Annotated in this window: 21 protein-coding genes; 20 read left to right on the top strand and 1 reads right to left on the bottom strand. The window is 45.0% G+C overall.

What is annotated here, in order from left to right:
• The first annotated feature begins 6 nt into the window (after positions 1-6).
• The 20 genes from E3E28_RS03905 (at position 7) to E3E28_RS03810 (ending at position 12381) form a co-directional block, all read left to right on the top strand.
• Complete coding sequence (locus E3E28_RS03905) at positions 7-285, top strand: hypothetical protein (protein WP_167914099.1); 279 nt, start codon at positions 7-9, stop codon at positions 283-285.
• Between the two features lie 30 nt (positions 286-315).
• Entirely contained in the window at positions 316-1446 is a 1131-nt protein-coding gene (locus tag E3E28_RS03900; protein ID WP_167914098.1) for a hypothetical protein, read from the top strand.
• Positions 1447-1452: 6 nt separating this feature from the next.
• Positions 1453-1905, top strand: a complete 453-nt coding sequence (locus E3E28_RS03895) for a hypothetical protein (protein WP_167914097.1) — start codon at positions 1453-1455, stop codon at positions 1903-1905.
• A 2-nt stretch (positions 1906-1907) separates the two neighbouring features.
• Positions 1908-2549, top strand: a complete 642-nt coding sequence (locus E3E28_RS03890; RefSeq protein WP_167914096.1) for a hypothetical protein — start codon at positions 1908-1910, stop codon at positions 2547-2549.
• A gap of 728 nt (positions 2550-3277) precedes the next feature.
• The gene (locus tag E3E28_RS03885) at positions 3278-3784 is read left to right on the top strand and encodes a hypothetical protein (protein WP_167914095.1); all 507 of its coding nucleotides are present in this window, start codon (positions 3278-3280) and stop codon (positions 3782-3784) included.
• Positions 3768-4049 (top strand): hypothetical protein, encoded by a 282-nt coding sequence (locus tag E3E28_RS03880; protein WP_167914094.1) that lies wholly within the window; start codon positions 3768-3770, stop codon positions 4047-4049. Before E3E28_RS03885 ends, E3E28_RS03880 begins: the two co-directional genes overlap by 17 nt.
• A gap of 40 nt (positions 4050-4089) precedes the next feature.
• Positions 4090-4584 (top strand): hypothetical protein, encoded by a 495-nt coding sequence (locus tag E3E28_RS03875; RefSeq protein WP_167914093.1) that lies wholly within the window; start codon positions 4090-4092, stop codon positions 4582-4584.
• 78 nt (positions 4585-4662) lie between these two features.
• Positions 4663-5304, top strand: a complete 642-nt coding sequence (locus E3E28_RS03870) for a hypothetical protein (protein ID WP_167914092.1) — start codon at positions 4663-4665, stop codon at positions 5302-5304.
• 159 nt (positions 5305-5463) lie between these two features.
• A complete protein-coding gene (locus E3E28_RS03865) occupies positions 5464-5826 on the top strand; it encodes a hypothetical protein (protein WP_167914091.1) in 363 nt (120 codons plus the stop codon).
• 4 nt (positions 5827-5830) lie between these two features.
• Positions 5831-6349 (top strand): hypothetical protein, encoded by a 519-nt coding sequence (locus tag E3E28_RS03860; RefSeq protein ID WP_167914090.1) that lies wholly within the window; start codon positions 5831-5833, stop codon positions 6347-6349.
• Between the two features lie 62 nt (positions 6350-6411).
• Positions 6412-6678 (top strand): hypothetical protein, encoded by a 267-nt coding sequence (locus tag E3E28_RS03855; protein ID WP_167914089.1) that lies wholly within the window; start codon positions 6412-6414, stop codon positions 6676-6678.
• Complete coding sequence (locus tag E3E28_RS03850; RefSeq protein WP_167914088.1) at positions 6675-6911, top strand: hypothetical protein; 237 nt, start codon at positions 6675-6677, stop codon at positions 6909-6911. The genes E3E28_RS03855 and E3E28_RS03850 overlap by 4 nt, the downstream gene beginning before the upstream one ends.
• Positions 6912-7248: 337 nt before the next feature.
• Complete coding sequence (locus tag E3E28_RS03845) at positions 7249-7824, top strand: hypothetical protein (protein ID WP_167914087.1); 576 nt, start codon at positions 7249-7251, stop codon at positions 7822-7824.
• Between the two features lie 12 nt (positions 7825-7836).
• Positions 7837-8403 carry a hypothetical protein gene (locus E3E28_RS03840; protein WP_167914086.1) on the top strand — a complete coding sequence of 189 codons (567 nt, stop codon included), beginning with the start codon at positions 7837-7839 and terminating at the stop codon, positions 8401-8403.
• 55 nt (positions 8404-8458) lie between these two features.
• Positions 8459-9058: a hypothetical protein gene (locus E3E28_RS03835; protein ID WP_167914085.1), complete on the top strand. Its 600-nt coding sequence runs from the start codon at positions 8459-8461 to the stop codon at positions 9056-9058.
• Positions 9059-9089: 31 nt separating this feature from the next.
• Positions 9090-9374 carry a hypothetical protein gene (locus E3E28_RS03830; protein WP_167914084.1) on the top strand — a complete coding sequence of 95 codons (285 nt, stop codon included), beginning with the start codon at positions 9090-9092 and terminating at the stop codon, positions 9372-9374.
• A gap of 287 nt (positions 9375-9661) precedes the next feature.
• Positions 9662-10042 carry a hypothetical protein gene (locus tag E3E28_RS03825; RefSeq protein WP_167914083.1) on the top strand — a complete coding sequence of 127 codons (381 nt, stop codon included), beginning with the start codon at positions 9662-9664 and terminating at the stop codon, positions 10040-10042.
• Complete coding sequence (locus E3E28_RS03820) at positions 10039-10323, top strand: hypothetical protein (RefSeq protein ID WP_167914082.1); 285 nt, start codon at positions 10039-10041, stop codon at positions 10321-10323. Before E3E28_RS03825 ends, E3E28_RS03820 begins: the two co-directional genes overlap by 4 nt.
• A gap of 1091 nt (positions 10324-11414) precedes the next feature.
• Positions 11415-11681 carry a ubiquitin-like small modifier protein 1 gene (locus E3E28_RS03815; RefSeq protein ID WP_167729401.1) on the top strand — a complete coding sequence of 89 codons (267 nt, stop codon included), beginning with the start codon at positions 11415-11417 and terminating at the stop codon, positions 11679-11681.
• A gap of 1 nt (position 11682) precedes the next feature.
• Positions 11683-12381: a ThiF family adenylyltransferase gene (locus E3E28_RS03810; protein ID WP_167914081.1), complete on the top strand. Its 699-nt coding sequence runs from the start codon at positions 11683-11685 to the stop codon at positions 12379-12381.
• Here the strand turns inward: E3E28_RS03810 and E3E28_RS03805 are convergent.
• Positions 12374-13195 carry a hypothetical protein gene (locus tag E3E28_RS03805; RefSeq protein ID WP_167914080.1) on the bottom strand — a complete coding sequence of 274 codons (822 nt, stop codon included), beginning with the start codon at positions 13193-13195 and terminating at the stop codon, positions 12374-12376. The two genes, E3E28_RS03810 and E3E28_RS03805, sit on opposite strands and share 8 nt — an antisense overlap.
• Between the last annotated feature and the right edge of the window lie 66 nt (positions 13196-13261).

Genomic DNA, 13261 nt, shown 5'->3' with positions numbered 1-13261 from the left:
GCAGGGGTGATTAAAATTAGGAAGAGCGTCTATTTTTTAATTTTCCTTTCAGTATTCTTTATTGAGGGTATTCTCTGGAGAAACGTAGTTGATGGTTTAATCCCGGCGTTTTTAAGTATTCTTGTTATTTACTTCCTTGATTCCAAGGGGAAGATTAAACGTCCATTATTGCGGTTTAAGGAACCCTACATCATTGGGAACTCAACTGAAATCGAATATCTGACCTCGGAAGAATTGGGAAGGAGACTACAGAACAGAAAATGGAACAAAAACCATAAGCCGTAGCGGAGACTCTAAATCTAAAGTGGTTACTTAATGTGCACTGCTCAAACTGGGGAGCATTCCTACACCGTCAAGGTTTACAGGCTCATTGATGGTCAGGAGCTGTGGGAGGACTCGTGGAGCGGGAAGATTAGTGTTGATTCTACCGATTTGATGAATAGATGCTCAGATGGGGAATACTGGACTTCATGGCTGGAGGTTACTCCCACGGAAATGGTCGGGGAAGGAAAGGTACATGTTAAAGTCATTGCATCTTATTGTAAGGCTCTTCCGGATGTTGCAGGAGGGGAGATATATCTATTAGAACTTGATGGAAGTGTGTATTTAGATAGAAAAGAAATAAACCATTTTGAGTATTCTAATGGAAAAACTATATCGGTCGGAAAAACCGAAGTTGTAACTGAGTTTGACTGGCCCCTTGATGTTGGACTGCATAATATTACACTCAAAGTCAAGAATGGCAGTGGTCTTCTAGGTTATATCAAAACTAAAACTGACAGCGTTATTGTTAAGATCCTGCCCTTGGAATATCCTCTAAAACTCACCGAAATATCATGTGACAATCTAAACTTTAACTTTGAGACTATGGACATGTACAGCCAAGAGTACTATGCGTCATCACTTAAATGTGCCCTAACGTTCAGAAATGTTGATAATACCCAGATATACATTAAAGAGTTGAATGCTGACATTTCGGTTATTCCCAGGGATTTAGACGAGGCAATTCCCAACCATACAACTATTTCAGTGAACGAGAACGTACAGCCGGGTGAGACTATCACGATTCAAATTCAGGACAAGGTCGTTACGACGGATGGAATAATGCTCCTTAGAGTTGATGGATCAACGGCGACACTGTACATTGATTACACTGTAGAAGGAATGAGCGGTAATACCTTTGAGATAGTGGGGAGGGGAGTTGGTAATGTAGATGTGAAAGTGAGTGTTTATCAGGGAACCGTGTATGCAGATATGACAGGAGATATGATATTGTTCTTATTCGGACCAAAGCTCGAAGAAAAAATTGGGGCAAAGCTTGCTGAAAAGTTTCCAGTGCTTACTGAACTCTCAAACAATCCTAAGGCCAAGACCATATTCGGCTTCTTAACTCTTAAACCCGTTAAGAACTTTATAGTCTCTATTATAGACAAATGGGGGAGGTGAGGTGACATGGGAGTACTGAAACAAGTGTTACAAGCTCTCGTTCAGCGGATAAGCCTGAACCATTTGGTAGTCTTATGGGCTGTGACGTTACTTTCTACTTTTCTCTTTTCCCTTTATACTCTTGCTGATCCCTCGGAGGCAATTTTGACTGCCGTTAAATTTTCTTTTGCTTATTTCCTCCTTTTGGCAATTTATAATCCGTACTCTATCGAAGCAAGTATCAAAAGTTGCATGCTGGGATACAAGTTGTCTGACCAAGAGGTTCAGAAAATCCTTGATGCTATTGATTGGGCTGTTACTCCGAAAAATTTCTACGTGTTGATTTTATTTTACACGTTTTTTGGCGTGTTTATAGCATATAAGAGGCCTTTATTTTGGATGGTTCTAATTTTGTGGAGTGTTTCCGCCTATTTTACCCAGCATGCAGTTAGAAACTGTCTAAATGAGAAACACTCTTGAGAGTGGGAAAGGCGATTAATGTGAGAATTATTTGGAAGTGTTCATGTTGCACTGGTTTGCTCAGGTGGGAGCATTCCTACACCGTCAATATTTACAGGCTCGTGAATGAGCGGGAGCTGTTCGAAGACTCACGGGGCGGGAGTATAAATGTTAACTCAACAACTGATTTACATACTGGAGTTGAAATTACAAAGACAGAGTGTCCAGAGAGGATAGGGCTTGGGGGAACTGCCACTTGTAAAATATATCTCAAGAACAATCTTGCAGAGAGAGTTAATGTTAACACAAAGATTGTACTCCTATACGGCCATCCATACAATGAGTACCTCAAGCAGTCAAAGACCATAAAAATTGAGTACCCAATTCAGAATTCGATTAACATCGACCCTAACCAGACGGAGGTTTTACTCGTGGCTCCCATCCGCATTCCAGAAAACAAGAGCATTCTTGATTACAGATACATATACGATCCTGCTATAGGGGATTGGGGATTTGATTGGACAGAGACAAATTACACACTAGAAATTCAACTTGACATGCCTTATCCTCAAAACGATACTACATTGTCAATTCCAATAAAACTTTATTATTTCGGAAGTCAGTTGATGCAAGAGGAATCTAGGAAGTTGCCCGTGCTTTTGTAGAGGGATTTGGAGCACAGACTGTAAGTGCTTTAGTAGCGCTTTCCTTGGGGTTGGGTCCCCTTGGAACGGCTATTGTAGGTGGATTTGTTTTTGTTGGAGTAGTTTATATAGAATTAAGGAGGTGATAGATATGTCAGGAAGTCTCCTTTATTATCTTGACCTCTATATAGCCCCAGCGGTTTTCGTGTTGGGGGTGTTCATGATGTATTTCCATCTCCGGAGGGTAGGGTAAACTTGGCGAAGAGAATAACCCTGTCCCTCCCAATGTTCTTGGCTTACTGGGCATGGTTCAGGCTTTTGGTACCTCATGCTCTCTATTATGACACTACCTATGTTGTTGTCCTCTTTCTCGTTACTGGAGCTTTTATGTTATATCTCATGTCTTTATTTAAGATATATCCAGAAGACAAATAATTTTTCTTTTTTATAGTTGTCGAAACAACGAAGAAAAGCAATGGGATGAAAAGGCGGTGAGGATGAAACCCGTGGGCAACATAATTGCAAGCATGAATTGTACCCCTGCAGTTGTTCCCTTGGATGGTCGACTACTTGTACTGTGCGTCTTAAATTGGAAGACCCGGAAACAGTTACCCTCAACTTTATAAGAAGTTGATTTCGGGGGTAAGAAAGTGTGGCCCAATGGACCTAATAGTGTTAGGGTTGAAGCTCAGAGAATTACGCTAAGCCCAACCAACATGCAGGGCAACAATGTTATTGGGGGATGAAAGATGAATGTGAGAAAGAAATTCTTCCTCGTTTTAATTTTTATCAATGCTGTGATCCTGATATACACCGCATATTGTGCTCGGGTATTTGATTACGAGTGGTGTGGATACACTTTTGTTGGTGTCTTTCTGTGGACTGTAGGAATTATCATGGTAACACCTCCAGACAGGCCCATAAAATGGTACACCACTGAGAAACTACTGAGCTACCCGCTTCTCTCGTTGATAGTCTTTGTAGTTATCTTCTATACTTCAGGCCTGTTTGACTTCCTTCTCAAGGCCATAGTATTGTTTGTATTGGGGGAGTTGCTGGTGTATGCACTCCAGAAGAAACTCAGCAAAGAAATTGCCTTAGTGTATTACTCAATACTGATGATACTTGCATGGGTACTCCTGTACAAATACCCCCTTATTGCATTATCCTACTCTCTTTTTGCTGTCTACTGTGCTATGAATCTTCTACAGTTAACTAACGGGAACGATGGTGAGAGTATTGAAAGAGCTAGCTAAAACTGCGGAAAGTGCCAAGGCTGTAGTCTCCGAGTTAATAAGGACTAAAAAAGCTCCTAAGGATATACGAGAAGTACTCACTCTCCTTAAAACTCCAGCAAAGATTACAACTAAGACAGGTGCAAAAACCGTTGGGAAAGCGATATGGGGTCCAATAAATCTCATTTTAGGCATTACAGATTTTCATGACCAGTTTTTGGTTCAAGACCTGACACAGATGATGGAAATAACATTGTTGGAGAGTAAGAGCAATGACACGATGTAACAATGTAAGAGCTATAAGAAACTGTTTTATATTCCTATCTATGTTCTTCTCCTTTATCTCCATTTACGAGGGATTTACAAACAACGATAAAACCTTAGCTGGTCTGGGATTGTTTGCTCTTTCATTTTGGGTATCTTGGTTTGATCCAATAACTAGAGATATCTCTGAAAAAACAGGGAACGTTTCAAACACCTTTGAAGAGGTTTTTGTTGATATCTCAGCGACGGCTTTACTGGTTGTTGTTATTTTGTATACTTTCTTTTTCAGTTCTTCAGAAAAAGCATTCTTAGGTGGACTTGTTGTCCTTGTCTTTCTCATAACAACAATTGGCCGTTTTCATGATAAACTTGTTCAACAAGTGAGGAGTGGGCCAAATGAGAAACGGCGTACATTGATTGTATTGCCTGCGCTGGCTGGAAGTGTAGCCTTTCTAATTTTCCGAAACCTTGGAGGAATGGCAGTATTGCTGGGATTCTTGGCTTCTACAGCATTGCTCTTTGAGTTTGAGTGTTCAGAGCAAAAAGACTGGGACTAGTTCGGTGACAAGGGGGGTAACAATATTAAAGACAGCTTAACTTGAGAATTAAACAACAGATGTTGTTAAGGTGATAGTATGAGAGTCAGCATGCGCGTTTCCCTTCCCCTCGTTTTCCCTGCGCTTTTGGTTATCTCAACGTTTCAGATAATAATTGAGGTCTCTGGTAGCGAAGATGGAATAGCCGCGGGAGCACTGTTTTCGGTGGTAATCCTACCCTTCCTATTTGCTGGCTATTACTTGGCAAGGGATGCGGAAGAAATTAAATTGGTGCGTAGTGTGTTGCCCGTTTTAGGGTTCTACCCTTTTATCTATGCCATTAAGAGCCCCTTTTCATGGATTTTGGCCGGTCTGGTCATTTTGATTCCAGTGCTCTCAATGAGATACACAGGATTTGGAGGCGACCGTACCGAGTTCATCGTCTTTGCCCTTTCGGTGCTGGCGTGTTTGGGTATGCCGGATAGGGACTTATCGGCAGTTGGCATAATCTTAGTATCGTTGGTGTTTTATGCCTCTAGAAAACGGCTGGAACTTCAGTATATAGTCTCGTATGGGATTCTCTGGGTGCTTGTAAGCTCGACTCATAAAATCGACCCCTTTGTTTTCGGCATGGGCATCATATTTGGCCTCGCCGTGTTTGTGATTTTTCACTATTCCCTTAGAAAGGCTTTGGAGAGAACTTCGGCGTCACAGCAGAACCCTGCCGGGAGTGATAGGTGATATGCTTGGTGCTCTCGCCTTCATCTTACTGGCCTTTATCTTTGGGGGTTGGTTTCATGGCCAGTGGTTTCCTTGGGGGCATCTCCGGTTTAGTCGCATGGCTCTCTTTCATGGTGTCTCTAAAGTATGGAACCTATTCAGATGTTCGGAGTTGCATATATGTCGATTATCCTCTGGTTGATGGCGTTGGGACTGGCCCTGTGGTACAGACTGTTCCCCGAGAAAAGGATTAACGCTTTAAGCGCACTCCTGCTTTCGTATCTTCCTCCTGTGGGCGTGTTCCTTTTAATGAGTGTCAGTAAGCCCGCCCAGTACCTTGGCCTTCTATACATTTTGGTGATTTTAGCTCTTCCTTACGGGAGGATTTCCCGGAGATTTCCCCTGAACGACTGGAATAAGGCCTTTATGTTGGCGATGGGACTTCAAATTGTGATTGTTGGTGTTGTAGCTCGGTCTCTATACGTGCTCCCCTACGCCCTGGTGCTCTGGTGGTGGTACACTCTAACGATACGGAGCGGGTGAAAGCATGGGAGTAACATACAGGCTAATTTCCTTGGTTTCCTTCCTGGTCTCTCTTTATTTTTTCGTTTACGGGATTAAACGTGGCCAGAGGAGTCTTCAAACGCCCCTGTACATCTTTCCAGCATACTTTTGGATTGCCTACTATTGGATATTCCGGAGGGAGTTTATGAATAAGGCTCTCACAAAAGGGTTCCGGGAAGAGGACATCGTGAGCTTGCACGTGTGGTTTGTCCTGTTGCTGTTCTCGGTGGGATACGCTCTGCTAGTTGTTTCAACGTGGAGAGAATTCATTTTAGCCTTATCTATCCTTGTTTCTTCGTTTCTCGTCTACAAACCGGTTTCGCGGGTATACACTATCTTCTCGCAAAACCAGTTGCTGGAATATTTGATTGGTTTTGGGTTGGGCGCTCTCGTGTTGGTGTTGCTTGGGCTGTCTTTGGGCTTTAACTATCTGTTGTTTATGGTTGGAGTTTGGTCCGCGATAAAAACAGAGTTAAATAATTTGGAGAGAGAACAACTTTAACAACTTAAAATGAAACCCTATAAGGGAGTGTATTATCTATAAACTGCTATAAAGGTGATAAAATGGCTCTCAAAAACCTTGTGAACCACTTAAAATCTCCTTTCATTTCTCTTTCCTTGATACTTCTTGGCTTTATCTTGGTTTATGAATCCTCTGTGGGTAGTGAAGGAGTTTTGTTTTTATTGATTTATGAATCAATGATGCTCTCAATGTTTCTACTGGTCATCATGGGGAAGGAAGGCCTGCCTGGCGATATCGATTTTGTTGCCCTCCTAATCGTTGCAATGCCGACCGTTGTTTTACGTTTAGCGGTACGTTTCTTGGAGTGATTGCTGGTGTCCTCTTAATTGGGGGATTCTTTGGTGTATACCTCGCTCTTAAGAATAGTGTCGTGAAAGGACACCCGAAGGTGAAGAAACTCGTATTGGCTATATTTTTGCTTAGCTTTAGATGTTCCCTCCTGCAGGGAGGCCTTGACTCTTTCCTCCATAGTGTACTCCCGGGACTCTTCATGGTAGGCCTGATACTCCTGCTCGCAATCCTCTGGAAAAGCCTGAAATAGCCCTCCTTTCCAAAACGTTTAAAAGATGCAAAAGTTACGAGTTTATGATGTAATCAAGGGGCGTTGATGGACATGGTCTGGGCGTACCTCCTGCTTTACATTTTCCTTTTCATCTCGCTGGTCAATCTGGTGATGACCAAGTCAATACCGGAGATACTATTACCTACTTAAACTCCATATCCGTTGCTTGCTCCTCTCGCCCTGATGGAGCAGTTTGGTCTCGTGGTGTATCTGGTGCCCCTCATCGTGTTGCATTACCTTATAACTATCCTCTGGTTGAAAATTGAGTTGCCTCAGATGATAAAACCTCCAAGAATAACATGAGGTGGGTGCGAGCATGGGAATCGATACAATCTCATATCTCATCCTTTATTCTTCCCTCTTAGCTGGTATTGTAACAGCTTGGAAAACGAGATTTTACCAAACAGCCCTTTCACTGTTGGTGTTCTCCTCGATTTTTGCCGTGTTCCTCCGCTATGCCGGTGGCCTTTTCGGCACTCTTGTGTACGGTTCGCCTTTGGCGTTTCTTCCCGCTTACCTGTTCTACATGCAGTACGAACGTTCGCCCAGAAAATCTTCCGACGATGACAGAAGCGTCGGCGATGTGATTATTGGTTATCTCTTGGTTTTGTTTATCGTGTTCCTCTTCAAAAGGGCCGGCGCTGGCTGGTTCCTCTCGCTCCTGATGGGCTACTGGGTGCTATACGTCCTCATTATTATAAGCTACAGAGACAGCAGAAGAGTGTTTTATTACGCCAAAGTTCCGTTCGTGCTTCTTTCCACTGGGGCGCTGGTTAAGGAGTTCGGGCTTCAAAGGGGACTTATTCCGTTCGTTATGGCCTATCTGGTTCTTTTTGTCCTGTGGTTGAAGTTTGACCTGCCTGAGCTGACAAAGGAGCCGAGGTTAACTTAGGAGGCGTTGAAGATGAACGGGGTTTATCTCCTCTCCCTGGTGTTGTTAATCCTGCTCGCGGTGGCCTCGGTAAAATCCAGAGGGCTGAGACCGCTGGTCTCCCTCATAACTGTGGTTGTTGTGATGTATGCGGGATTAAAACTGGACTTAAGGAACGTGCTTTTCGTTTGGATAGCGGACGCTAATTTGTTCCTCGCGGCCTCTCTGCTCAACGTTCACAGGAATGTTTTTGGGCTGTCTGAGAGGGACCTCAAGAGCAGGGGAGCCCTTATCTCCCTTCCTTACCTTGTTGTGATAGTCACAGTTTCATTTTTCCAGTGTGCCGTTTGCTATTCGTTGCTTCTCCCCTGGTTGTTCCTCTGGTATTATCTCAAGAACAAATGCCGGAATCTAAATCAGAGGTGCGTAATGCTTCTGTACGTTCCCACCGTGATTCTCGCCGTGGTGTACAGGACACCTCTGGCGTTAAGCTACGCCATAATCACGCACTGGCTTCAGGGCGAGATTGAGGCCATCACCGGAGAGAACATGAGACGGCCTTCAGATGATGAGGATTCCGTTCACGGGGGCTCTGGGTAATTTCCCTCAGGATGCCTGGGGCTGGAAAAGGAATGACTGATTGAGAGGTGTTAAGATGCTTGGTGTAACCTGGTCGCTCGCCATAGTTTATGTCTCCGCAATCTTTTCCATTATCTTTCTCCAGTGCCTCCCAAAATCCCGCCACCTTGCCCTGGCTTTCTTGATTGGGGGTGAGCTACTCGCGGTCACCTTAACAGAGGCTCCCGCTCTGGTTCTGGCGGTGGTTATGGTTGCGTATCAGTTTTTAAGCGACGTAAAAGTGAACCCTGAAGTTTACGAAAGCGCGCTCAAAAATCACCTTTACGTTCTTGGAATCTTGGCACTGGCGGTCCTGATAACTTTTGCGGGCCCGCCTCTTCTCGGCATTGGATACGGCCTTTCTCTGGTCTACGGCCTCGCGGTCGGCTACTACGCGTTGCCTTTCCTCCCGCCGGGATTTGTGGAGAGGGCAATTCCTCTCTGGAAAGCTCTGATTACGGTTGTAGTGCCCCTTGCATTACTGGAATCCTTTGGACTTAGTCTGTGGGTTATCCCGATTGTAACGCTCCACTACCTTATAACTGCGCTGTGGTTGAAGTCCGACCTTTGGAAGATGATTAAAGAGCTGGATGCTGGAGATGACTCACATAATGTCTTACCCAAGCGGATAAAATAGACTTTAGTATTTTCGTTTGAGGTGATGTCCAATGATAATGTCTAAAGGGAAAATTTTCAAACTTATCATAGCCGTATTTTTTGTTTACTTTTTCCCACTGTTTTATATAACGGAGTCTATAATCTGGGCCAGCATTCTGGCAACTATTGCTACATCACCCATAGTAATACTTTGGGGTTTTTTTAACTGGCTGAGAAAAATAAAACAAGGTAATAATCATCGGAGGGAACCATACATCATCGGAAACTCAACCGAAATCGAATACCTGACTCCAGAAGACTTAGAGAGAAAACTACAGAGCAGAAAAAAGATGTAAGAATCATAAGCCGTGATGAGGTTGAATTAGTTACCTCCTGTTGACGATAAAAACGGAAGCACAAATCTTCGAATAGAGGAATTCGTAAGGTTAGAGAAGATTGTCGTCGTTTGCCGGGATTGGGCTTAACTGGGGCTATTTTTTAGTTGTGCTATATGTTGGAGCATAGCTCTGCTTACTTACAAGTCTTTTACCGTTGAGTTTATGAAGTTGGAATATAGTAATCCACACAATTTAGGGGAATAATTTATTAATTGCCATGTGTTAAACTCGCGGGGTGGCGTTGAATGGGCAACATCACGTTCAAGGTACTCCTCGTGCTTCCCCTTTACCTATTATCGATGGAGGCCCTTATTCACATCTATGCCCAAAGCTTTGATTTTTCGTTTGTTGTCATACTCTTGATGCTCCTGCTCTGGAGCGTTGAAGTCTGGTGGATATTTAAGAACGGAAGTAAGGCCATGCCCCTTCCTGTGTTGTTAGTGAGCGCCTTCTCTGTTATATACATCTCATTTGTGGTCGATGAGCCCCTTAAACTCAGTGTTTACGGAAAAAATGCCCTGTGGGCCTTTCTCTATGCCTACACAATCAGGAATGGTTACCTGAGGTCATTGAAAGAATCTGATGAGAACACTTCGATGGCTAAACATGGAGGTGGTATTTCATGAGCAAACACCTTAAGAGGTTTCTTTTCGCGTATATTATTGTGTTTATTCCTCTCCTTTTTGTGACTGAGTCTATAGCATGGAGCGCAGTTTTAGCCCTCCTGCCCTCGTGGCCCTTACTCTTAGTGTGGATTCTATGCGACATTAAACACTTTGAAAACTGTAAAAAGTTCCCAAAAGAGCCGTACATAATCGGGGACTCCACCAAGGTTGAATATCTGTCCCTAGAGGAGCTTGAGAAAAGGTTTGAGCCGGGGACAAACTCTCTGGAGGTTAAGGAATGAGGCGTGTGAGAATTGGTTATGTCTTATCCCTCTATTTTTTGATGCTATTTTTGAAACTGGTGATTGGGTATATTTAGCCCCGCCAAAGGACTGAATGAGAAACTCTAAGGAAATAGACTGTGGGACTGGCGAAAATGAACCTGTGTAATATAACTCCGTGGCTTTGTGAGGTGGTATCATGAATGAATTCCGAGTTCATAATTTCCTGACGTTTTATCTTCCACCTTTGATTTTGGTTTGTCTTAGCTATGCGTTTCTTAATAAGGACTCTAGGGCATTCATTTACCTTTCAGGGTATTTAGTAACGTATTTAGCGATTAGGCTTGAAATCCATCACTATTCCAACAGATGGGGTTATCATAGAGACCCAAAGTTCGTCAAAACCCTCGTGGTTTCTGAATTGGTTGTACTGGGTTTCCTGTTGCCAACTATTTTTACATATTCAACAAGAGCAACTCTTGTCAGGAATATTTTGATTTACTTGATTTTATCCGTTGGTGTGTTTGAACTGATTTCACTGGAATACGCAAGATTAAACTGGCAGGGCTGTTTGATGCTGTCGATTAGCCTTTCTATCGTAATCTTTGCATTGACATACAGTATGCTGATACCATCGATGTTTGTTCCGCTTGCATTGTGGGCTTGTCTGGTTGTAAGGCATGATTTAAAGCTATACGTATGAGAAGGATTAGTAGAGCTGACTCCTTCAGGTTTGGAGGTGGGTTAATGTTGGGGAGTTTCCTCTACTATCTTGACCTTTACCGTAATACCTGGAATTGTTATGTTGGGAGTGGTAACTATGTATCTGCACTTGAAGAGGGGTAATATCAATTTAGCAAGACGCTCTGCCCTGATTCTTCCAATGCTCTTAGCTTACTGGGCCTGGATTAGGTTTTTAGTACCCTACTCTGCGCGTAATCTCCGGTTTTTCGTTATTATTTTTGTTGTATCTGGGGCTCTGGTGTTTTACTTCCAACTGCTATCAAAGCTGTATCCAGATGGATAACTACGCGTAGCATGGGTGCGGGTAATATTATACGGCTTCCAGCAACCCTTTTTAACTCCCCCTCCAACTTTCCCCGGTGGTCGAGATGAGGGTTACCGTTCGTTACTTCGCCCGCTACCGCTCCCTCGTCGGCAAGAGCGAGGAGGAACTCGAGGTCCCCGACGGGATAACGGTGCGGGAGCTTATAGAAATCCTCAAGGAGAGGCACCCTGTTTTGAAGAACGAGGTCTTCGCAGAGGACGACGACTTGGCCGACGTCAACGTCTCGCGGAACGGAAGGTACGTTCGCTTTGATGAGGTCCTGAGGGACGGGGATATAGTTGCGATATTCCCTCCGGTGAGCGGTGGTTGAGATGCTGAGCGAGAGGGAACTGGAAAGGTACGACAGGCAGATAATGATTTTTGGAAAGGAAGGACAGGAGAAGCTGAAGAGAGCCAAGGTGGCGGTTGTAGGCGTCGGCGGTCTTGGAAGTCCGGTAGCTTATTACCTCGCCTCGGCCGGAATCGGGACGCTCCTCCTCATAGACGAGCAGAAGCCCGAGTTAAGCAACCTCAACAGGCAGATACTTCACTGGGAGGAGGATTTAAACAAGAACCCCAAACCCCTCTCGGCAAAGTGGAAGCTGGAGAGGTTTAACTCCGACATAAGGATAGAGACCTTCGTCGGGAAGCTCACGGCGGAGAACATCGAGGAAGTTCTCCAAGGCGTTGACGTTATAGTTGACTGCCTCGACAACTTCGAGACGAGGTTTTTACTCGACGACTACTCGCAGAAAAAGGGGGTTCCTCTCGTCCACGGCGCCGTCGAGGGAACGTTCGGCCAGGTGACGACGATAGTTCCCGGAAAGACGAAGAGCCTGCGCGAGATTTTTCCGAATGTCAGGGAAAAGAAGGGAAAGTTCCCCATAATCGGGGCAACGGCAGGCGTTATCGGCTCAATCCAGGCGATGGAGGCCATAAAGCTCCTCACGGGTCTCGGCGAGCCCTTACTGAACAAGCTCCTCCTCGTGGATCTGGCCTACAACACCTTTGACGTCGTCGAGCTCAGGTAGACGGGGCTTTCACTTCCTCCTTTTTGTTGACCGAGGTTATTCTTATGGTTCCCTTCCAGAGGCCCCTCTCCGTAACCTTGATTTCCCCACCGATGCCGTTCGTGGTCGTCGTCGCGAGGATTCCGTAGGTCAGCTTCATTCCTGTGAAGCCATCCTCCGTGAAGTACAGCTCGGCCGTTGCATCGGTCACCGTGGTGTTCATCTCAGGCGTTGTGAAGTAGAGCTCCGCCAGCGGGAGCACGAGCTCCTCCGGAACGGAATACACCAGGACGAGGGTGCCGTTTTCCGTGTAGTTGCCCACCGGCTTGAGCTTCAGCAGTTCCCTCGCCAGGGAAACCGGATTAATCCTCCAGAAGGCGGTGTTGTTCTCAACCGTCACGTTTCCGAAGTTCTCAACGTAAACCTTCCTTCCGATTACAATCCAGGTCGTGTTAATGGTCACGTTGTCAGGCAACGTGGTCGTTCTCGTCTGAATTCTTGCCTTCATCCCGTCGAGGTCAACGTAACCGCTCTCCACTATGACGAGACTGACGTTGGTCTGCTGGGTTATGTTGCCCGCCGTCATGTTTATCCTGAGCTCAACGCTCGCGTTCTCGGTGTACGTGTACTGTTTTATTGCCTGAAGTTCCTTGAGCGGGTTAATCGATGTTTTCTCGGCAGGTGTGGCCGTTGTGGCCGTCGACGTAACGCTTGAGGTGCTTTGGGTTGCGCCGGTCTGGGATGCGGTTGGGGACTGGGTTTGGGAAGTGTTTCCTCCAATACATCCCGCGGAGATTACGATGAGTACCAGCAGTAGCACGGTGAGTTTCCTCATGCTCTCACCCCTCCCCGCTCAGAGATGAAAACTTTAAACCTTCCGGAGGTACTCCCTAAGGTGGTC

This window comes from Thermococcus sp. 21S9 (genome assembly GCF_012027635.1).
GTDB lineage: Archaea > Methanobacteriota_B > Thermococci > Thermococcales > Thermococcaceae > Thermococcus.
Note: the sequence above shows the minus strand (reverse complement) of the source record. Positions and strands in the feature narration are given on the sequence as shown.

Coding starts and splice junctions, on each gene's coding strand:
- E3E28_RS03900 (WP_167914098.1), top strand. CDS start 316: ATGTGCACTGCTCAAACTGGGGAGCATTCCTACACCGTCAAGGTTTAC.
- E3E28_RS03835 (WP_167914085.1), top strand. CDS start 8,459: ATGCTTGGTGTAACCTGGTCGCTCGCCATAGTTTATGTCTCCGCAATC.
- E3E28_RS03830 (WP_167914084.1), top strand. CDS start 9,090: ATGATAATGTCTAAAGGGAAAATTTTCAAACTTATCATAGCCGTATTT.
- E3E28_RS03870 (WP_167914092.1), top strand. CDS start 4,663: ATGAGAGTCAGCATGCGCGTTTCCCTTCCCCTCGTTTTCCCTGCGCTT.
- E3E28_RS03820 (WP_167914082.1), top strand. CDS start 10,039: ATGAGCAAACACCTTAAGAGGTTTCTTTTCGCGTATATTATTGTGTTT.
- E3E28_RS03825 (WP_167914083.1), top strand. CDS start 9,662: ATGGGCAACATCACGTTCAAGGTACTCCTCGTGCTTCCCCTTTACCTA.
- E3E28_RS03845 (WP_167914087.1), top strand. CDS start 7,249: ATGGGAATCGATACAATCTCATATCTCATCCTTTATTCTTCCCTCTTA.
- E3E28_RS03815 (WP_167729401.1), top strand. CDS start 11,415: ATGAGGGTTACCGTTCGTTACTTCGCCCGCTACCGCTCCCTCGTCGGC.
- E3E28_RS03865 (WP_167914091.1), top strand. CDS start 5,464: ATGTCGATTATCCTCTGGTTGATGGCGTTGGGACTGGCCCTGTGGTAC.
- E3E28_RS03840 (WP_167914086.1), top strand. CDS start 7,837: ATGAACGGGGTTTATCTCCTCTCCCTGGTGTTGTTAATCCTGCTCGCG.
- E3E28_RS03885 (WP_167914095.1), top strand. CDS start 3,278: ATGAATGTGAGAAAGAAATTCTTCCTCGTTTTAATTTTTATCAATGCT.
- E3E28_RS03855 (WP_167914089.1), top strand. CDS start 6,412: ATGGCTCTCAAAAACCTTGTGAACCACTTAAAATCTCCTTTCATTTCT.
- E3E28_RS03895 (WP_167914097.1), top strand. CDS start 1,453: ATGGGAGTACTGAAACAAGTGTTACAAGCTCTCGTTCAGCGGATAAGC.
- E3E28_RS03875 (WP_167914093.1), top strand. CDS start 4,090: ATGTTCTTCTCCTTTATCTCCATTTACGAGGGATTTACAAACAACGAT.
- E3E28_RS03860 (WP_167914090.1), top strand. CDS start 5,831: ATGGGAGTAACATACAGGCTAATTTCCTTGGTTTCCTTCCTGGTCTCT.
- E3E28_RS03810 (WP_167914081.1), top strand. CDS start 11,683: ATGCTGAGCGAGAGGGAACTGGAAAGGTACGACAGGCAGATAATGATT.
- E3E28_RS03805 (WP_167914080.1), bottom strand. CDS start 13,195: ATGAGGAAACTCACCGTGCTACTGCTGGTACTCATCGTAATCTCCGCG.